This is a genomic window from Xanthomonas sp. F10 (assembly GCF_014206815.1).
GTDB lineage: Bacteria > Pseudomonadota > Gammaproteobacteria > Xanthomonadales > Xanthomonadaceae > Xanthomonas_A > Xanthomonas_A indica.
The window spans coordinates 257,954-278,202 of the sequence record NZ_JACHNP010000002.1 but is presented as its reverse complement, the minus strand read 5'-3'; the positions used below and the strand labels follow the sequence as shown (position 1 = coordinate 278,202).

The window sequence follows — 20,249 nt, the reverse complement described above, 5'->3', positions numbered from 1 at the left end:
TTGCGCTCGGCCTGCGGGCTCAGGGCGTTGGGCCGCAAGGACTACACCTGATCGGTGCGCATCCTTGGCAGTCAGTGCGCTTGCGACTCAGATGCGACAGTGGGTCGGGAAAGCGTCGGGACTGAAGTCCCTCCCACAACAGCCGGCTTCTCTCCGAACAGCCGGCTCTTTCCGCCCTCTCACCGCGGCTCCTTCTGGTCTCTCGCCCTACTCCTCCACCCCAAGCACCAACACCGCCAGCGGCGGGATGGTCAGCGACAGCGACGCCGGATGCCCATGCGCGCCGACGTTCTCGGTGCGCACGCTGCCGCCGTTGCCGGTGTTGCTGCCGCCGTAGATCTCGCTGTCGGAGTTCAACAGTTCGCGCCAGCGGCCGGCGCGGGGCACGCCGATGCGGTAGCCGTGGTGCACCTGCGGGGTGAGGTTGGCCACCACCAGCAGCGGGGTGTCGCCGCTGCGGGCCTTGCGCAGGTAGGCGAACAGGCTGTTGCCGGCGTCGTCGCCGATGACCCAGGCGAAGCCTTCCGGTTCGTCGTCGCGGGCGTGCAGTGCGGGGTGTTCGGCGTAGAGGCGGTTGAGGTCGCGGACCAGGCGCTGGATGCCGCGATGGTTCGGCTGGTCGAGCAGGTGCCAGGGCAGCGCGGCGTCGTGGTTCCACTCGGTGGGCTGGGCGATCTCGCAGCCCATGAACAGCAGTTTGCGCCCGGGGTGGGTGTACATGTAGCCGAGGTAGGCGCGCAGGTTGGCGAAGCGCTGCCAGTCGTCCCCGGGCATGCGGCCAAGCAGGGAGCGCTTGCCGTGCACCACTTCGTCGTGGGAGATGGGCAGCATGAACCGCTCGGAATACGCATAGACCATGCTGAAGGTCAGCTCGCCGTGGTGGTAGCGGCGGTAGATCGGGTCGAGCTGGATGTAGTGCAGGCTGTCGTGCATCCAGCCCATGTTCCACTTGTAGTCGAAGCCCAGGCCGCCGTGGGCGAGGTCGGCGGTGACGCCGGGCCAGGCGGTGGATTCTTCGGCGATGGTCATGGCGCCGGGCGCCTGGTCGGCCACCACCTGGTTGAGCCGGCGCAGGAAGGCGATGCTCTCGTAGTTCTCGCGGCCGCCGTGGATGTTGGGCACCCACTCGCCGGCGTTGCGGCTGTAGTCGCGGTAGAGCATGGAGGCGACGGCGTCCACGCGCAGGCCGTCGACGTGGTAGCGCTGCAGGAACTCCAACGCGCTGGCGATGAGGAAGCCGGAGACTTCGCGACGGCCGTGGTTGTAGATGAGGGTGTTCCAGTCGCGGTGGAAGCCTTCGCGCGGGTCGGCGTGTTCGTACAGGGCGGTGCCGTCGAAGTGGGCCAGGCCGTGCGCGTCGGTGGGGAAATGCGCCGGCACCCAGTCGACGATGACGCCGATGTCCTCGCGGTGGCAGCGATCGACGAAGCGGGCGAAGCCTTCCGGGCTGCCGAAGCGCGCGGTCGGCGCGAACAGGCCCAGCGGCTGGTAGCCCCAGGAGCCGCCGAACGGATGCTCGGTGACCGGCAGCAGTTCGATGTGGGTGAAGCCCATGTCGGCCACGTAGGGAATCAGCCGCTCGGCCAGCGCGTCCCAGTCGAGCATGCTGCCGTCGGCGGCGTGCATCCACGAGCCGGCGTGCACCTCGTACACGCTGATCGGCGCCTGCGGGGCGTGGCGGCGCGCGCGGGTGGCCATCCAGGCGTCGTCGCGCCACTGGAACGGCGTGGGGTCGGCGACGATGGAGGCGGTGCCAGGCGCCAGTTCCGCCTGGCGCGCGACCGGGTCGGCCTTGGCCGGCAGTTCTTCGCCGCGCGGGCCGCGCAGGGCGAACTTGTAGCGCGCGCCGGGGCCGACGCCGGGCACGAACAGCTCCCAGACGCCGGCCTGGTGGCGCAGGCGCATCGGGTGACGGCGCGCGTCCCAGCTGTTGAAGTCGCCGATCACCGCCACGCGCGAGGCGTTGGGCGCCCACACCGCGAAGCGGGTGCCGCGTTCGCCGTCGACCTCGACCACGTTGGCGCCCAGCGCATCGGCCAGGTGCAGGTGATGGCCTTCGGCGATCAGGTGCAGGTCGAAGTCGCTGAGTTGTGGGCCGAAAGCGTAGGCGTCGGCGGTGTCCTGCTCGCCGCCGGGCCAGCGGATGCGCAGGCGGTAGCGCCCCTCGCCCGGCAGTTCGGCGTGGAAGAAGCCTTCCGGCCCCTGCTGCAGCGGCACGTCGCTGCCGTCCTCCAGCACCGCCAGCACCGCATCGGCGCCCGGCTGGTAACTGCGCAGCACCCGCGCATTGCCGAAGCGATGCGCGCCCAGCACGGCGAACGGGTCGCCGTGGCGGGCGGTGGCGAAGGCGCGTTGCGTCGCGTCGTCCCAGACGTGGACGGCATCACTCATCGAATCGACTCCTGGGGCGCGGGAAAGCGGTCGAGTATGCGCAACAGTCCCTGTATGGGCACCATGATCCATGCCGGGCGGTTGGCGGCCTCGTAGCGAATTTCGTAGCAGGCCTTCTCGATCAGGAACAGCAAGGTGGTGGCCTCGAACGCGGCCGGTGCCACCCACGGGTGCGGGCTGACGTCGAGCACGCCGCGATAGGCGGCCAGGAACGCGGCGCTGGCGCGGCTGCGGAACGCGGCCAGGAACGCCTCCTGCGCGGTGTCCAGGCCCGCGCCCACACGCGCGGCGGTGCCCTCCTCGCCGCGCGCGGACACTTCGCTGGCGTAGTCGAGCGAACGCAGGAAGCCGGCCACGTCGTGCAGCGGACTGGCCTTGGCGCGGCGCTCGTCCAGCGACTTGGCCGGCTCGCCTTCGAAGTCGATCAGCACCACGTCGTCGAACGCGACCAGGATCTGGCCGAGGTGGAAGTCGCCATGCACGCGGGTCAGCAGCGCACCGGACAACAGCGACGGCGCCTGCTGCAGCCACGCATCCAGGCGCGCGCGCTCGGCCAGCAGGCTGTCCACCGCGGCGTGTTCGGCCGGGTCGTCGTTGGCGTCGCGATGCGCCAGCAGCGTGTCCCACATGGCCTGCACCTCGTGCACCACGCCGTCCACCACCTGCTGCGCCGCGGCCGCGTCCACCGGCTGCGGCGCGAACGCGGGCGCGTCGGTGGGTTGCGCCAGCACCGCGTGCAGTTCGGCCAGGCGCCGGCCGACCAGGGCGGCGAAGGCGTCGTAGCCGGCCACGCTCTCCAACCGCGCGGCATCGTCCTGCGCGGCGTCGTATTCCTCGGCACCGCGTGACAAGTGGTCCAGCGTCCAGCGCCAGGCATCGCCCTGGTTGCGCACGAAGCCCTGCAGCAGGGCCAGTGTGGTCTCGCTGCCGTCGGCCTCGACGCGGGCGACATGGCCCAGCAGCGGCGCGGCGTTGGCATAGCCCAGCGCGGTGAGGCGCTCGCCGATCTCGATCTCCGGGTTGATGCCGGCCGACACGCGCCGCAGTAGCTTGAACACCGCTGCGTCGCCGACGATCAGCGAGCTGTTGCTCTGCTCCGCCGACAACCAGCGGATCTCCGGGTCGGTGGGGATGTCCACGCGCTGCAGCGCCGGCGTCGGGCAGAAGCGGATGCGCTCGGTGCCGGCATCATTGCCAGTCTCGCCATCCACGCGCAGTTCCGCCTTGTCGCGCAGCGCGGCGAGCATGCTCAGGGTGAAGGGCTTCAGCGCGAAGGCATCGGTCAGGTAGCCGACCTCGCGGCCGTGGCGCACGCGCGCCAGTGCCAACTGTTCGGCCAGTACGCTCGGCTGCTCGCGCTCCCAGACGATGCCCAGCGGCAGGATGTAGCGCTCGTGCGCGCCGTCGTCCAGCTCCGCCTCGATCTCCAGCAGGGTCAGGCCGTCGCCGCCGGACAGCGGCGTGCGCCGGGCGATGCGCACGCTGCGCAGTGCGCGGTCCTTGGCCGCGAACCAACGCCGCGTGGACAGCCATGTCGGCAGGATGTCGCGCTCCAGCGTCGGCAGGTGCGGCTGCAGACCGGCGCTGTCGGTGCCGCTACGCAGCACCAGCGTCTGGTAATCCGGCAACGGCACCGGCGCCGGCACGTGCCAGTCCGGCAGGGTGGCATTGCCGACCAGTTGGAAGGCGTAGAACCCGAACGCCGGCACGGTAAGCAGGTAGGTCAGGCGCCCGATCGGCGGGAAGCTGCCGCCGCCGAGGATGTCCACCGGCACCCGGCCCTCGAACTCGGACAGGTCCAGTTCCACCGCCTGCAGCGTGTGCGAGAGGTTGGCCACGCACAGCACGGTCTCGTCCTCGTGGCAGCGCAGGTAGGCGAGCAGGCGGCGGTTGCCCGGGTAGAGGAAGCGCAGCGCACCGCGGCCGAAGGCGCGGTAGCGCTTGCGCACCGACAGCACGCGGCGGGTCCAGGTCAGCAGCGAGTACTGGTCGCGCTGCTGCGCTTCCACGTTGACCGCCTGGAAGCCGTACAGCGGGTCCATGATCGGCGGCAGCACCAGCGCGGCGGGATCGGCGCGCGAGAAGCCGCCATTGCGGTCGATCGACCATTGCATCGGCGTGCGTACGCCGTCGCGATCGCCGAGGTGGATGTTGTCGCCCATGCCGATCTCGTCGCCGTAGTACAGCACCGGCGTGCCGGGCATGGTCAGCAGCAGCGAGGTCATCAGTTCGATGCGGCGGCGATCGCGCTCCAGCAGCGGCGCCAGGCGCCGGCGGATGCCCAGGTTGATGCGCGCGCGGCGATCGGCGGCGTAGGTCTGCCACAGATAGTCGCGCTCGGAGTCGGTGACCATTTCCAGGGTCAGCTCGTCGTGGTTGCGCAGGAAGATCGCCCACTGGCAGCTCTCCGGGATCTCCGGGGTCTGGCGCATGATGTCGGTGATCGGGAAGCGGTCCTCGCGCGCGATCGCCATGTACATGCGCGGCATCAGCGGGAAGTGGAACGCCATGTGGCATTCGTCGGCGTTCTCGCCGAAGTACTGCTGAGTGTCTTCGGGCCACATGTTGGCCTCGGCCAGCAGCATGCGGTCGGGGTATTCGGCATCGAGCGTGGCGCGGATGCGGCGCAGGATGGCGTGGGTCTCGGGCAGGTTCTCGTTGGAGGTGCCTTCGCGCTCGATCAGGTACGGCACCGCGTCCAGGCGCAGGCCGTCCACGCCCAGATCCAGCCAGAAGCGCATCACTTCCAGCACCGCCTCCAGCACCGCTGGGTTGTCGAAGTTCAGGTCCGGCTGGTGCGAGTAGAAGCGGTGCCAGAAGTACTGGCCGGCTTCCGGGTCCCAGGTCCAGTTGGACTTTTCGGTGTCGCAGAAGATGATGCGGGTGCCGGCGTAGTCCTGGTCGCTGTCGGACCATACGTAGAACGCGCGCTCGGGCGAGCCGGCCGGGGCCATGCGCGCACGCTGGAACCAGGGATGCTGGTCGGAGGTGTGGTTGATCACCAGTTCGGTGACGATGCGGATGCCGCGCGCGTGCGCCTGCTCCACGAAGCGCTGGAAGTCGGCGATGCTGCCGTAGTCCGGATGCACCGCCATGTACTCGGCGATGTCGTAGCCGTCGTCGCGGCGCGGGCTGGGGTAGAACGGCAGCAGCCAGATCGTGTCCACGCCCAGGTCGGCGATGTAGTCGAGCTTGGAGATCAGCCCGGGAAAGTCGCCGATGCCGTCGTCGTTGGAGTCGAAGAACGACTTGACGTGCACCTGGTAGATGATCGCGTCCTTGTACCAGCGCGCATCGCCGGCCGGTGCGCGCGGCTCGAGTTGGGGGGACGACGGCGCGGCGACATTCATGCAGGGGCTCCGGCGCGGATGCGCCACAGGGAGAACGGCCGCGACGGATCGAGGCGGATGTGTTGGGTCTTGCCGTACCAGGTGAAGTCGTGGCCGTCCCACAGGTCGCGCACGGCGACGCTGGCGTGGTCGGGCAGGCCCAGCTCCCACAGCGGCACTTCGATCTCCGCGTTCTGCGGCGCATACGGGTCCAGGCTCACCGCCACCAGCACCAGGCTGCGGCCGCGCGCCAGGTGCGCGGCGTCGAGGAACTTGCCGAAGTACAGCACCTGCTCGTTGTGCGCCACGTAGAAGCGCGTGCCCAGGTGCGACTGCAGTTCCGGATGCTGGCGGCGCAGCAGGTTGAGGCGGGTGATCTCCTCGACGATGTCGCCCGGGGCACGCTCCGGCCACACGCGCAACTGGTACTTCTCCGAATCCAGGTACTCCTCCTTGCCCGGCAGCAGCGGCGTGGCCTCGCACAGTTCGAAGCCCTGGTACATGCCCCACAGCCCGGACAGCGTGGTCGCCAGCGCGGCGCGGATCAGGTGGCCGCTACGCCCGCTGTGCTGCAGGAACAGCGGATTGATGTCCGGCGTGTTGACGAAGAAGTGCGGGCGGAAGCACTCGCTGGGCGCGCCACTGTTGAGTTCCTCGATGTAGGCCTGCAGCTCGGCCTTGTGCTGGCGCCAGGTGAAGTAGGTGTAGGACTGCGAGAAGCCGACCTTGGCCAGCCGGTACATCGGCTTGGGCCGGGTGAAGGCCTCGGACAGGAACACCACCTGCGGATGGCGCCCGCGCACCTCGGCGATCAACCATTCCCAGAACGGGAACGGCTTGGTGTGCGGGTTGTCGACGCGGAACAGGGTGACGCCTTCGTTGACCCAGAACAGCACCGCATCGCGCAGCGCGTTCCACAACGCCGGCACCGCGCCGCTGGCGTAGAAGTCGACGTTGACGATGTCCTGGTACTTCTTCGGCGGATTCTCCGCGTACGGGATGGAACCGTCGGCGCGCCAGGTGAACCAGTCGGGGTGCTCGCGCAGCCACGGATGGTCCGGCGCGCACTGGATGGCGAAGTCCAGGGCCAGCTCCAGGCCGTGCTCGGCCGCGGCCGCGCGCAGGCGGCGAAAACCGTCGAGCCCGCCCAGCTCGGGATGCACCTCGGTATGCCCGCCCTCGGCCGAGCCGATCGCATACGGGCTGCCGGGCTCGCCCGGCTCGGCGGTCACGGCGTTGTTGCGGCCCTTGCGGTTCTTCTCGCCGATGGGATGGATCGGCGGCATGTACAGCACGTCGAAGCCCATCGCCTGGATGTGCGGCAGCCGCGCGATCACGTCGTCGAAGGTGCCGTGGCGCTGCGGATCGCCGCTCTGCGAGCGCGGGAACAGTTCGTACCAGCTGGCGAAGTGCGCGGCGCGGCGTTCGGCCTCGACCCGGAAGGTCATGGGGCATTCGGTGCGGAACGGCTTGGCGTCGGCACGCGCCATCGCCTCGGCGGTGTCGGGCTCGAGCAGCAGTTGCGCCTTCTCGGCCAGGTCGTCGGTGCGGGCGATGCGGGTGGCGATGGCCTTCAGCCGCGTGGCCAGCGCGCCGCGGCTGCGCCCGCGCGCCGCCTCGACCTGGGCCAGCGCCTCCTGCACGTCCACCGGCAACAGGGTGCCGGCGGCGCGCTTCTTTTCCAGGTCGGCATGGGTGGTGGCGTAGACGTCACGCCAGGCCTCGATGCGGAACTCGTAACGGCCCAGGCGTTGCAGCGGGAACTCGCCGCGCCAGCGGTCGTTGCCGAGCGCGCGCATCGGCGCGCTCGACCAGGTGCGCGCATCGGCGGCGCGCCACAACAGCGCCACGGCAATACGGTCGTGGCCGTCGCAGAACGCATCGGCTTCCACGCACACACGGTCGCCGACCGTGCGCTTGACCGGGAAGCGCCCGTCGTCGACCGACGGTGTCACCGCCTCGATGCACACCCGTGCCTCGCCCGCGGCGACCTCGGCGGGCGTGCGCGCCCGTGCCGCGGTCAGCACCGGGCGCGCCGGCAGGCTGCGATAGATGCGTACCTCGCCCGCTTCCAGGGTGCCGCCCTGCTCGCCCTGGATCGGCTCGCCGTGGTCGCTGAGCAGGCCCTCGCTGTCGCCGAGCAGGCGCAGCAGCGCCGGCCCCGGCACCGGCAGCAGGTGGTCGCGGTCGCTGTTGAGCAGCACCAGCCACGGCGCGGCGTCCAGCGGCTCCACCGCGACCGCGGTCAGCGCGCCGTCGCGCAGCAGCGGGCGCAGGCGCAGCGATGCGGTGGCGTCGGGCAGCGATGCGGCCGGCGTGGTCGCGTCGTCCTCGGCCGTGCCGTGCTGCGCAGGCGCGGACTGCCCGTGTTCCGTCGGTGTGTCCTGCGCGGCGATCGCCCAGGCCCCACCGAAGGCGGCCGCCAGGCGCTGCCGCTGCGCGCGCGGCAAGGGCAACGACGTCTCCGTCGGCGTCCCGGCATCGACGGTGGCGACCACGCAACGCGCCAGCGCGCGCAAGGCGCTGTCCTCGTCGAAGAACCAGTCGCCGCGGCCGTCCCACCAGGCCAGCGAGGAGAACGCGGCATCGAAACCGGCGCCGCCCAGGCCGCGCAAGGCGTCCAGGCCCAAGCCGGGCGTCCACGCCAGCAGCCGCGCGTGCGGCGCCTGCGCGTGGACCTCGCCGATCAGCGTGCGCCACAACGGCGCCGGGATGCGCTCGGGATGCAACACGCGGAAGCCGGCCACGCCGCTGCGCAGCCAGTCGACCAGGCGCGCGCTCCACCACTGCGCCAGGCCCGCGCCTTCTTCCGCGGAGGCGAAGCGGCCCACCGCAATGTCCGGCGCGGCGCGTTCGGCGCGCGGGTCCGGCAGCGCCGAGCTGCGCGCGCGGAACCAATGCGGATGCTCCTGCAGCAGGCGGCTGCTTCCGCCGATTTCGTCGATACGCAGATCCAGCACGATCCGCAGGCCATGCTGTTCGGCACGCTGGATCCACTTGCGCAACTGCGCCTGACCTGCGGCGTCGTCGGCCGCCGGATCGTGCAGGCGTCCGTCCGCGTCCTGTGCGAACGGATTGGGTAGGACGATGTGATCGCAGCCCTGTGCCTGCGCCGCCGCCATGGCCGCGTCGAGCGCGGCCGCATCGTGAAGAGGAAAGGGGGACAGCAGGCAGACATGCATTCGGAAGATCCCGTTCGACGAATGAGAAGGACACGTCGCCTCTGCGCGCCGTTGCCGGCAGCGCCGATCGCGCCGTCGCATGGCAACGGCGCCGGAACGGAATGGGCCTGCACGCGGACGCGCTTTGAGAATGCGCGACGGTGCCGGCGCACCCGGTCCGCGCGATGCGATGCAGCCGCGCCACAAGACCACGAACGCCGCAAATGGAATGTGTGGATGACATTAAATGCGCGTGCATGTGACGCGACACGAGGTGACGGTGTGTGGTGAAGCACGTTGCGCGGCGGCATGCGCAACGCAACCCACCGCAAACATTCACGCGATGCTGACGCTCGTACTTGAGTCGCGCACAAGGGCCGCGCGCGGAAGCCTCGGCCGTCATCCAAGTGCAGACGCGCGCCCGCGCGGCTTCAACGCCTCTCTCAACCTGTGGGCACCATATCCCAGGCCGATGCCGCTTACCCTCGTAGGAGCGGCTTCAGCCGCGACCAGCCTTACCGGGAACGCCCCGTCGCGGCTGAAGCCGCTCCTACGGGAGACGCGCTCGAATACGGGAACTGCCCTTCATTCGCTCATCGAATAGGCGCGTTCGGCGCCCGCCGCCGCCCAGGCGGTGTTGGGCGTGGCCTGCAGGGTGAAGCGCAGTTCGCCGCCGGCCATGAGTTCCTCGTGGCGCAGGAACGCGCGGTTCAGTGGGCGCCCGTTGAGGGTCACACTGCCGACGTAGGGATGCGCATCGTCCAGGCCGTCGGCGATCACCGTGAAGCGCTTGCCGTTGGGCAGCGCCAGGGTGGCGCGCGGCAGGAACGGGCGGCCGAGGATGTACTGGTTGCTGGCCGGCGCCACCGGGTAGAAGCCCAGCGCGGTGAACACGTACCAGGCCGACATCTGCCCCATGTCGTCGTTGCCGGCCAGGCCGTCCGGGCGCGCGGCGTACTGGCTGCGCATGATCTGCTGCAGCCGCGCCTGGGTGCGCCACGGCTGCCCGGCGTAGGCATACAGATAGGCGACGTGGTGGCTGGGCTCGTTGCCGTGCGCGTACCAGCCGATCAGGCCGGTGATGTCCTCCATGTGCGCGAACACCTTGGGATCGACCTTGGCGTCGAACACCTGGTCCAGCCGCGCCAGCAGCTTGTCGTCGCCGCCGTGCGCGCGGGCCAGGCCGGCCACGTCCTGCGGCACGTACCAGGAGTACTGCCAGGCGTTGCCTTCGGTGTAGTCGGTGCCGTAGCCGCTGGCATCCGGATCGAACGGGGTGCGGAAGCTGCCGTCGCGCTTGCGCGCGCGCATGAAGCCGGTGCCCGGGTCGAAGGCGTTGCGCCAGTTGCCGGCGCGCTTGGCGAAGGTGGCGGCGACCTCGGTGCGGCCCATGTCCTGCGCCATGCGCGCGATGGTCCAGTCGTCAAAGGCGTACTCCAGGGTCTTGGAGGCGGCCTCGCCCTCCTCGTCGATCGGCACGTAGCCCAGTTCGCGGTACTGGGCGATGCCGTCGTAGGGGCCGTAGTTGGCGCTGGCCACCATGGCCTTGAGCGCGGCGTCGGTGTCGTAGCCGCGGATGCCCTTCATGTACGCGTCGGCGATCACCGGCACCGCGTGGTAGCCGATCATGCACCAGGTCTCCAGGCCGTGGAACGCCCACACCGGCAGCACGCCGTAGGGACTTTCGCGCTGGTGCGCGAGCAGCGAGTTGACGATGTCGTTGGTGCGTTGCGGCGGCTGCACGATGGTCAGCAGCGGATGCAGCGCGCGGTAGGTGTCCCACAGCGAGAACGTCGAATAGTGGGTGTAGCCCTGCGCCTGGTGCACGGCGTTGTCCGGCCCGCGGTAGCGGCCGTCGCTGTCCATGAACAGAGTCGGACCTAGCAGGCTGTGGTAGAGCGCGGTGTAGAACTGGGTGCGCTGGGTGGGCGGCGCATCCACCTCCACCGCGCCCAGCGCCTGCGCCCATTGCGCACGCGCGGCGCGGCGCACGCCATCGAAATCCCAGCCCGGCACTTCGGCGTCGAGATTGGCGATGGCGCTGTCCTCGCTGACCGGCGAGATCGCCACCTTGACCAGCAGCGGTCCGCGCAGGGCGTCGCCGAAGTCGAATGATCCCACCAGTTGCCGGCCTTCGATCTGCGCGCGCTGGGCGGGGTCGTTGTCGCCCGGCGGCGGGAAGCCCTTGTAGGGGATGTCCTGCTCGGTGTTGTGGAAGGCGTGGCCGCGCAGCGGCTGCGAGAAGCGCAGGGCGAAGTAAAGCTGCCGCCCCGGCGCCCAGCCGCGGGTCTCGCGGAAACCGGTGACGGTGCCGTCGGCGCGCAGGCGCAACCGCGACCAACTGATCTTGCCCGGGTAGTCGTACAGGCTGGTGCGCAGGTCCAGCAACACGTGCGCCGGCTGGCCGGCCGGGTAGGTGTAGCGGTGCACGCCGACGCGGGCGCTGGCGGTGAGTTCGGCGCGCACCTTGTAGTCGTCCAGGGTCACCGCGTAGTAGCCCGGCTCGGCGCGCTCGTCGTCGTGGCGGAAGCGCGCGCTGTAGCCGCTGCCGGGCTTGTCCGGGTCGCCGCGCTCCAGCCGCACCGCGCCGCTGATCGGCATCAGCAGCACGTCGCCCAGGTCGGAATGGCCGGTGCCGGAGAAGTGCGTGTGCGAGAAGCCGACCAGGCTGCGGTCGTCGTAGCGGTAGCCCGCCGCCCAGCCGTAGGCATCCTTGCGCGGCTGGATGCGCGTGTCCGGGCTCAACTGGACCATGCCGAACGGCACCGTGGCGCCGGGATAGGTGTGGCCTTCGCCGCCGGTGCCGATGAAGGGATCCACCGCCGCCACCGCACGCTCGCCGGCGGTGGCGCCGGTTGCAGCGGTGGCGGGCGCGATCGGCCATAGCGCGGCCAGCAGCAGTGCGGCAGCGCCGCCCAGCATCCTCGAACTGCGCATGGCAGGCTCCCCGTATCGAATCGATCCAAACGGATAGCACAAAGCCCGGGGAATGCCTTGCTGCACTGCAAAATGCGCATCGAATCCCGACAGCGCAGGATGAGCGACCTTTTGAACCGGTCTAATGCGCCGTGGCGCCGTCTCCCGCCGACAAACGCGTCACCGTGTCCGACATCGCCGCCGCCTGCGGCGTGTCGCGGGCGACCGTGTCGCTGGTGCTGCGCAACAGCCCGCTGGTGCACGCGGACACGCGTGCGCGGGTGGCGGCGGAGATCGCCCGCCAGGGCTACGTCTACCACCGCGGCGCGGCCAGCCTGCGCGGCCGCGCGTCCAATGCGGTGGCGCTGGTGGTCAACGACCTGGCCAATCCGTTCTTCGCCGAGTTCGCCGGCGGCGTTGACGCGGCGCTGGCCGAGGCCGGCTACGTGATGCTGATGGGCAGCACCGGCGAATCGCCGGAGCGCCAGCAGACCGTGCTGGCCTCGTTGATCGAGCACCACCCGGCGGCGATGATCCTCTCGCCCACCGAGAACACCGACGCGGCACGGCTGCGCCAGTTGCTGGGGCCGCGCCTGCCGGTGCTGCTGTTCAATCGTGCGCTGGACGGCGACTGGCCGCTGCTGGCGCTGGACAACCGCCGCGGCGCGCGCCTGGCCACCGAACACCTGCTGGCGCAGGGCCACCGCGCCATCGCCTTCTTCGGCGGCCACCGCCAGTCCAGCTCCTGCGCCGAGCGCCGCGCCGGCTACTGCGAGGCGCTGGCCGCCGCCGGCATCGCGCTCGACCCGGCGTGGCTGATCGAGTGCGCGCCGACCCGGCTGGAAGCGGCGCGCCAGGCCGGCGCGTTGTGCGCGCGCGACCCGCTGCCGACCGCCTTGGTCTGCTACAACGACGTGGTCGCGCTGGGCCTGGCCAGCGGCCTGGCCGAACGCGGCCGCATGGCCGGCCGCGACTACGCGCTGATCGGCTTCGACGACATCCCCGAAGCCGCCGTCGCCACCCCGCCGCTATGCACCGTCGCCGTCGCCCCGCGCGAGCGCGGCATGCAGGCCGCGCGCCTGGTGCTGGACGCGCTGCGTCACCGCCAGGCCCTGCCTGCGCTTACCATCGCCCCCGCCCGGCTGTGCCTGCGTGCCAGCAGCCGGGTCGCCCTCTCGCCCGTTCCCGGAGTCGCTGCATGAGCCGTCGCCCGCTGTCCAACACCGCCGCCATCGCGGTGGTCAGCATGATCTTCTTCACCTGGGGCGGCCTGACCAGCCTCAACGACGTGTTGATCCCGCATCTGAAAGCCGTGTTCCAGATGAACTACGCGCAGTCGATGCTGATCCAGTTCACCTTCTTCGGCGCCTACTTCCTGATGTCGGTGCCGGCCGGCGCGGTGGTGTCGCGGACCGGCTACAAGGCCAGCATCGTCATCGGCCTGGTGGTGGCGGCGATCGGCGCGGCGATGTTCTACCCGGCCGCGCGCCTGCCCTCCTATCCGCTGTTCCTGACCGCGCTGTTCGTGCTGGCCAGCGGCATCACCCTGCTGCAGGTGGCGGCCAACCCGTACATCAGCCTGATCGGCGCGCCGGAGAAGGCGCCGAGCCGGCTCAACTTCGCGCAGGCGCTGAACTCGCTGGGCACCACCGTGTTCCCGTGGCTGATCGGCCCGCTGATCCTGGCCGGCGCGGTGCTCGGCGCCGATCAGCTGGCGGCGATGAACCCCGAGCAGCTGTCCGCCTACCGCATCGAGCAGGCGCGCTCGGTGGAAATCCCCTACCTGATGCTGGCCGGCGGCCTGCTGTTGCTGGCGGTGTTCGTGCTGGTGATGCGGGTGCCGTCACTGCGCGAGGACACCGACGCCAGCACCGAATCGCAGCACCGTTTCGCCGACGCGCTGCGCCACCCGCACCTGCTGTGGGGCGTGGTGGCGATCTTCATGTACGTGGGCGCGGAAGTGTCGATCGGCAGCTTCCTGATCAACTACATCTCCGGCCCCACCACCGGCGGCCTGACCGAAGCCGATGCCAGCGGCTACCTGCCGTTCTACTGGGGCGGCGCGATGGTCGGCCGCTTCGCCGGCGCGGCGCTGCTGCAGTTCGTCCCGGCGCGCAAGCTGCTGGCGACCTTCGCCGGCATCGCCTCGCTGCTGCTGATCGCCACCATGCTCAGCACCGGCCATGTGGCGATGTGGAGCGTGATCGCGATCGGCCTGTTCAACTCGATCATGTTCCCGACCATCTTCACCGTGGCCATCGAGCGCCTGGGCGTGCTCACCAGCAAGGCCTCCAGCCTGCTGATCATGGGCATCGTCGGCGGCGCCATCGTGCCGCTGGCGCAGGGCGCGCTGGCCGACGCCATCGGCATCCAGCACGCCTTCGTGATCCCGCTGCTGTGCTACGCCTACATCGTCTGGTACGGCCTGCGCGGCTCGCGCCTGTCGCCGGACCTGGCGGCGGCCGCGCCCGCCACCGCGCCGACTGCGCGCGTGATGCACTGATCCTCTCCCGGCACGGCGGCGGCGCTCACGCCGTCGTGCGCCGCTGCCTTCCCCTCTCTCAACCAGCTTGCCAGCCAATCGCATGAACCTGCCCGCCACTCCCCTGCCCGACTTCGCCGACGCCGCCGTCCTGCGCGCGCACATCGCCGACACCATGGCCTTCTACCACCCGCGCGCGATCGACCCGGCGGGCGGCTTCTTCCACTACTTCCGCGACGACGGCAGCGTGTACGACGCCGGCCATCGCCACCTGGTCAGCAGCACCCGCTTCGTCTTCAATTACGCGATGGCGGCGATCGAATTCGCCGACTCGGCGCTGGCCGCCGAGTACCTGGACGCCGCGCGCCACGGCCTGCGCTACCTGCGCGAGGTGCACCGCGATACCGCCAGCGGCGGCTACGTGTGGACCCTGCGCGATGGCGTAGCCGAGGACCGCACCCAGCACGCCTACGGCGCCGCCTTCGTGCTGCTGGCCTACGCCACCGCGAAGAAGGCCGGCCTGGATACCGACGCGTGGATGGACGAGACCTGGCAGCTGCTGGAAACCCGCTACTGGGATGCCGCCGCCGGCCTGTACTGCGACGAGGCGACGCCGGAGTGGACGTTCTCCAGCTACCGCGGCCAGAACGCCAACATGCACCTGTGCGAAGCGTTGATCGCCGCCTACGAGGCCAGCGCCGAGCCGCGCTACCTGCAGCGCGCGCTGCTGCTGGCCGACCACATCACCCGCCGCCAGGCCGCGTTGGCCGGTGGCCTGGTGTGGGAGCACTACGACGCGAACTGGCAGGTGGACTGGGACTACAACCGCGACAACCCCAAGCACCTGTTCCGGCCATGGGGTTTCCAGCCCGGCCACCAGGTCGAGTGGTCCAAGCTGCTGGTGCTGCTGCACGGGCACCTGCAGGCCGCCACCGGCACTGCGGCGGACTGGCTGCTGCCGACCGCGCGGCACCTGTTCGACACTGCCCTGGCGCACGGCTGGGACGCGCAGCATGGCGGCATCGTCTACGGCTTCGCCTCCGGCACCGAAGAGGCGCCGGTGGTCGGCGTGCCCGACGTGGCCGCGGCGCCGACCTACTTCTGCGACGACGACAAGTACTTCTGGGTGCAGGCCGAAGCGATCGCCGCCGCGGCGCGGCTGCTGGCCGCCACTGGCGACGCCACGTATCGCGCCGCCTACGACAAGTTGTGGGCGTACTCCTGGGAGCACCTGGTCGACCACCGCTACGGCGCCTGGTTCCGCATCCTCAGCCGCGACAACCGTAGCTACAGCGACGAGAAGAGCCCGGCCGGCAAGACCGACTACCACACCATGGGTGCCTGCCATGATGTGCTGGCGGTGATGCGCGGCAGCAAGGCGTTCGCGTAACGCCGACGTGGCAAGCAGAGCGCCGGCGATCCGGCGCCCTTATATGTCGGTCGTAGGAGCGGCTTCAGCCGCGACCGGGCGTTCCCGGGAAGGCCAGGTCGCGGCTGAAGCCGCTCCTACGACGGCCGGGCGACGGCGGCGGCGCGTCACATGGCAACATCCACACGCTAGGTAGCGGCTGACTCCTTCCTCCGCCCACAAAAAAGCCCCGCACCTGGCGGGGCTTTTTCGTTGCCGCGAACCGCGCTCGATCAGTCGATATCGAGGAAGCTGCGCAGCTGTTCCGAGCGGCTCGGGTGACGCAGCTTGCGCAGCGCCTTGGCCTCTATCTGGCGGATGCGCTCGCGGGTCACGTCGAACTGCTTGCCGACCTCCTCGAGGGTGTGGTCGGTGTTCATGTCGATGCCGAAGCGCATGCGCAGCACCTTGGCTTCCCGCGGGGTCAGGCCGGCCAACACGTCGCGCACGGTCTCGGACAGGTTGATGTTGGTGGTGTTCTCGATCGGGGACTCCACGTTGGTGTCCTCGATGAAGTCGCCCAGATGCGAATCCTCGTCGTCGCCGATCGGGGTTTCCATCGAGATCGGCTCCTTGGCGATCTTCATCACCTTGCGGATCTTGTCCTCCGGCATGTCCATTTCCTTGGCCAGCTCCTCCGGGGTGGCCTCGCGGCCGTACTGCTGGAGCATCTGCCGGGAAATGCGGTTCAACTTGTTGATCGTCTCGATCATGTGCACCGGGATGCGGATGGTGCGCGCCTGGTCGGCGATCGAGCGGGTGATCGCCTGGCGGATCCACCAGGTGGCGTAGGTCGAGAACTTGTAGCCGCGGCGGTACTCGAACTTGTCCACCGCCTTCATCAGGCCGATGTTGCCTTCCTGGATCAGGTCGAGGAACTGCAGGCCGCGGTTGGTGTACTTCTTGGCGATCGAGATCACCAGGCGCAGGTTGGCCTCGACCATTTCCTTCTTGGCCTTGCGCGCCTTGGCTTCGCCATAGGCCATGGCCCGGCTGATTTCCTTCAGCTCGGCCAGGCTCAGGTAGGTGGCCTGCTCCACCGCGACGGTGGCTTCCTGCTCGGCGATGATCTGGTCCTTGACGTCGCGCAGCGCCGACGACCACTTCTGCTTGCGCTTGAGCGCGTCGTCGACCCAGGCCACGTTGGTCTGGTTGCCTTCCCAGGAGCGGATGAAGTCCTTGCGCGGCATGCGCGCCACGTGGGTGGCCAGATGCAGCACGCGGCGCTCGTGGTCCTTGACCTGGGCCATGGTGTCGCGCAGCTTGCGCACCAGCACGTCGGTCAGCGGCAGCGGCAGCTTCAGGGTGACGAACACCTCGGCGATGTCGTTGCGCAGCTTGGTGACCAGCTTGTGCTCGGCGCCGTTCTTGGCGTGGGCCTTCTTGAACTTGGCGTACTCGGTGGCCAGCACTTCCATGCGCCGCGCGACCTCGGCCGGGTCCGGACCGGTCGGGCCGGCGTCCTCTTCGGCGGTGTCGACGTCGTCGTCGTCATCCTCGTCGGCATCGGCATCGGCGGCGCTGTCGTCGTCGGACACCGCGACCGGCGGCGCCGGCTCTTCCTCGATCAGGTCGTTGAAGCCGACCACGATCTCGGCCAGGCGCTTCTTGCCTTCCTTGTGCTGTTCGTAGTCCTCGAGCAGGGTCTCCACCGCCAGCGGGAACGCGCCCAGCGCGGCCTGCACCTGGCCGAGGCCTTCCTCGATGCGCTTGGCGATGGCGATCTCGCCTTCACGGGTCAGCAGTTCTACTGTGCCCATCTCGCGCATGTACATGCGCACCGGATCGGTGGTGCGGCCACCCTCGGTGTCGAGCGCGGTCAGCGCCGCCGCGGCTTCTTCGGCTGCGGTATCGTCGACTTCGCGGTTGCCGGTGTTGCCGTCGTTGAGCAACAGGGTTTCGGCATCGGGCGCAACTTCATGGACATCGATGCCCATGCCGTTGATCATGCCGATGATGTCTTCGATCTGTTCGGGGTCGACCAGATCGTCGGGAAGATGGTCGTTGACTTCCGCGTAGGTCAGATAGCCCTGTTCCAGGCCCTTGCTGATCAGTTGCTTGATGTCGGATTGCTGGGCAGGACGTTCGTTGGCCATGAGTGCTCGCGCCACCGGCAGGTAGGTGAATGAGTGAACCTAGCATTATAACAGCCCGGACCGCCGCTTGCCGGACGAGGAGCCTGAATGGCTCCGCCAGGAACGCGCCGGCGTCTACGGCCGGAGCAGGAAAGTGACCGGGCCGTCGTTGACCAGGCTGACGATCATATGGGCACCGAAACGGCCGCTTTCCACCCCTGGCGGGTGCTGCGCGCGGCACAGCTCCAGCAATCGGTTGAAGCCGCGTTCAGCCTCGGCCGGCGGTGCGGCGGTGGTGAAGCTGGGCCGCATCCCCGAGCCGGTGTCGGCAGCCAGGGTGAACTGGCTGACCAGCAGCAGGCCGCCGCCGATGTCGCGCAACGAGCGGTTCATGCGGCCGCTGTCGTCCGAAAACACCCGGTAGCCGAGCAGGCGCTCGGCCATGCGCCGCAGCTTGGCCTCGTCGTCGCCCGGCTCCACCGCCACCAGCGCCAGCAGGCCGGGCCCGATCTGGCCCACGACCTCGCCGTCGACGCTGACCGAAGCCTGGGTGACGCGTTGGATCAACGAGAGCATAGGGCCGGGATTGGGGATTGGGGATTCGGTATCGCCCGCGCGCTTAGCGAACGGCTGCGATCACGCAGGATCATCGCCGAACTGCTTGGATTGGGGAAGCCGGATCGCACGTCGCTGACGGGATCCGCGATGCCCGTCGGGCGGGCCCGGCACGCCGAGCGGATAAACTGGACTGATGAAACCCGCCACGCTCGCTTCCCTGCTGTACCGCTGCGCCGCTGCCGTGGCGCGCCTGCCGTGGCCGTGGCTGCGCCGCCTGGCCGACGGCCTGGCCGGGCTGTGGCTGCGCCTGGACGCACGCGAGAGCCGGGTGGTCCGGCGCAATCTGGAACTGGCCTATCCGGAGCTGCTGCCCAGCGAGCGCGTCGCCCTGCAGCGCGACGTGCTGCGCTCCACCGCGCGGCAGGCGTTCGAGACGCTGGCGCTGTGGACCCGGCCGCCGGAACAGAACCTGGCGCGGCTGCGCCTGCGCCACGGCCAGGAGCTGTACGACGCGGCGCTGGCCGCCGGCCGCGGGGTGATCGTGGCCGCGCCGCATTTCGGCAACTGGGAACTGCTCAACCAGTGGCTGGCCTCGCGCGGCGACATCGCCATCGTTTACAAGGCGCCGGAGTCGGCGGTCGGCGATGCCTTCCTGCAGTTGGTGCGCAGCGGCGAGCGAGTGCGCCAGGTGCGCGCCGAGGGCCCGGCGGTGCGGCAGTTGTTCAAGACGCTCAAGGACGGCGGCGCGGTCGGCATCCTGCCCGACCAGCAGCCCAAGGCCGGCGACGGCGTGTTCGCGCCGTTCTTCGGCGTGCCGGCACTGACCATGACCCTGGTCAACCGCCTGGCCGAGCGCACCGGCGCCACCGTGCTGTTCGCCTGGTGCGAGCGCGTCGGCAACGACCTGGAGTTCGCCTTGCACGTGCAGCCGGCGCCGCCGGACATCGCCGATGCCGACCCGCTGCGCGCGGCCACCGCGCTCAACGCGGGCGTGGAGCGGGTGGCGCGGCGCGACCCGGCGCAGTACCAGTGGACCTACAAGCGCTACACGCTGCGCCCGGACCCGGCCGAGCCCAACCCCTACGCCACCGAGCGCCATCCGCACTAGGCACCAGGCACTCGCCCCGTACCGCGCCGGCGCTAATCGTCGTGCGGCTGCGCCGGACCGGCGAGGATGCGCTGGTAGAACGCCAGGTCCAGCCAGCGCCCGAACTTGAAGCCGGCCTCGCGCACGGTGCCCGCATGCACGAAGCCCAGTTGCTCGTGCAGGGCGATGCTGCCGGCATTGCTGGCGTCGATGCCGCCGACCAGCACGTGCACGCCGCGCGCCTGCGCGGTGTCGATCAGCGCCTGCAGCAGGTGCCGGCCAGCGCCGCGGCCGCGATGGTCGCGGTGCACGTAGACCGAGTGCTCGACGCTGTACTTGAACGCCGGCCAGGCGCGGAACGTGCCGTAGCTGGCGAAGCCGATCAGGGTGCCGTCCGCGTCCTCCAGGCCCAGCACCGGGAAGTGGCCGGCGCGCTTGGTCGCGAACCAGGCCGCCATGCTCTCCGGCGGGCGCGGCCGGTAGTCGTACAGGGCGGTGGAATGGACGATGGCGTCGTTGAAGATCTCCAGGATCGCCATCGCGTGGCGCGGTTCGGTGCAATCGACGAGCTGCATGCGGGGCCGGAGGGAACGCGATGCCGCACAGTAGCAAGCAACCGGCGGCGCGTGCACACCCGTCCAGCGCCGGCGGTAGTGCCGCGAGCGGCGCATCCGGTTGCATCGGCGCCACAGTACGACCGGGCACAGTGCGTTTCATCGCCTGCAGGCTGGCGGGACAGGCAAAGCGCGCGACAATGGCGCCCGGGCGCCACGCGCCTGCCGGCGCCGCGCCGGGGCCGCCGCGACCGGACGCGGCACCCTTGAAGCGGCGCCGCCGATCCC

At 70.0% G+C, this 20,249-nt stretch carries 11 protein-coding genes; 4 read left to right on the top strand and 7 right to left on the bottom strand.

What is annotated here, in order from left to right; translation table 11 throughout:
• Nucleotides 1-207: 207 nt before the first annotated feature.
• The 4 genes from glgB to FHR56_RS12690 form a co-directional block, all read right to left on the bottom strand.
• Complete coding sequence (glgB, locus tag FHR56_RS12705; protein WP_184502637.1) at nucleotides 208-2,391, bottom strand: 1,4-alpha-glucan branching protein GlgB; 2,184 nt, start codon at nucleotides 2,389-2,391, stop codon at nucleotides 208-210.
• A complete protein-coding gene (gene treS, locus FHR56_RS12700) occupies nucleotides 2,388-5,741 on the bottom strand; it encodes a maltose alpha-D-glucosyltransferase (protein ID WP_160945547.1) in 3,354 nt (1,117 codons plus the stop codon). Before treS ends, glgB begins: the two co-directional genes overlap by 4 nt.
• Nucleotides 5,738-8,902 (bottom strand): maltotransferase domain-containing protein, encoded by a 3,165-nt coding sequence (locus tag FHR56_RS12695; RefSeq protein WP_160945548.1) that lies wholly within the window; start codon nucleotides 8,900-8,902, stop codon nucleotides 5,738-5,740. The genes treS and FHR56_RS12695 overlap by 4 nt, the downstream gene beginning before the upstream one ends.
• Before the next feature lie 564 nt (nucleotides 8,903-9,466).
• Complete coding sequence (locus FHR56_RS12690) at nucleotides 9,467-11,803, bottom strand: GH92 family glycosyl hydrolase (protein WP_237473040.1); 2,337 nt, start codon at nucleotides 11,801-11,803, stop codon at nucleotides 9,467-9,469.
• Between the two features lie 146 nt (nucleotides 11,804-11,949).
• Between FHR56_RS12690 and FHR56_RS12685 the strand changes: the two genes are divergently transcribed.
• The 3 genes from FHR56_RS12685 to FHR56_RS12675 all read left to right on the top strand — a co-directional run bounded on the left by FHR56_RS12685 (nucleotide 11,950) and on the right by FHR56_RS12675 (nucleotide 15,669).
• The gene (locus FHR56_RS12685) at nucleotides 11,950-12,999 is read left to right on the top strand and encodes a LacI family DNA-binding transcriptional regulator (protein WP_160945550.1); all 1,050 of its coding nucleotides are present in this window, start codon (nucleotides 11,950-11,952) and stop codon (nucleotides 12,997-12,999) included.
• On the top strand, nucleotides 12,996-14,300 hold the full coding sequence (locus FHR56_RS12680) for a sugar MFS transporter (RefSeq protein ID WP_160945551.1): 1,305 nt from the start codon (nucleotides 12,996-12,998) through the stop codon (nucleotides 14,298-14,300). Before FHR56_RS12685 ends, FHR56_RS12680 begins: the two co-directional genes overlap by 4 nt.
• Before the next feature lie 82 nt (nucleotides 14,301-14,382).
• On the top strand, nucleotides 14,383-15,669 hold the full coding sequence (locus FHR56_RS12675; protein ID WP_160945552.1) for an AGE family epimerase/isomerase: 1,287 nt from the start codon (nucleotides 14,383-14,385) through the stop codon (nucleotides 15,667-15,669).
• A gap of 251 nt (nucleotides 15,670-15,920) precedes the next feature.
• On the opposite strand, the gene rpoD is transcribed toward FHR56_RS12675, so the two are convergent.
• Both rpoD and dtd read right to left on the bottom strand, forming a co-directional pair.
• A complete protein-coding gene (gene rpoD / locus FHR56_RS12670; protein WP_160945553.1) occupies nucleotides 15,921-17,783 on the bottom strand; it encodes an RNA polymerase sigma factor RpoD in 1,863 nt (620 codons plus the stop codon).
• A gap of 114 nt (nucleotides 17,784-17,897) precedes the next feature.
• Nucleotides 17,898-18,338, bottom strand: a complete 441-nt coding sequence (dtd, locus tag FHR56_RS12665) for a D-aminoacyl-tRNA deacylase (protein WP_160945554.1) — start codon at nucleotides 18,336-18,338, stop codon at nucleotides 17,898-17,900.
• 175 nt (nucleotides 18,339-18,513) lie between these two features.
• Here dtd and FHR56_RS12660 point away from each other — a divergent pair, with 175 nt between their 5' ends.
• Nucleotides 18,514-19,428 (top strand): lauroyl acyltransferase, encoded by a 915-nt coding sequence (locus FHR56_RS12660; RefSeq protein ID WP_160945555.1) that lies wholly within the window; start codon nucleotides 18,514-18,516, stop codon nucleotides 19,426-19,428.
• Nucleotides 19,429-19,460: 32 nt separating this feature from the next.
• On the opposite strand, the gene FHR56_RS12655 is transcribed toward FHR56_RS12660, so the two are convergent.
• Nucleotides 19,461-19,982, bottom strand: a complete 522-nt coding sequence (locus FHR56_RS12655; protein WP_160945556.1) for a GNAT family N-acetyltransferase — start codon at nucleotides 19,980-19,982, stop codon at nucleotides 19,461-19,463.
• Between the last annotated feature and the right edge of the window lie 267 nt (nucleotides 19,983-20,249).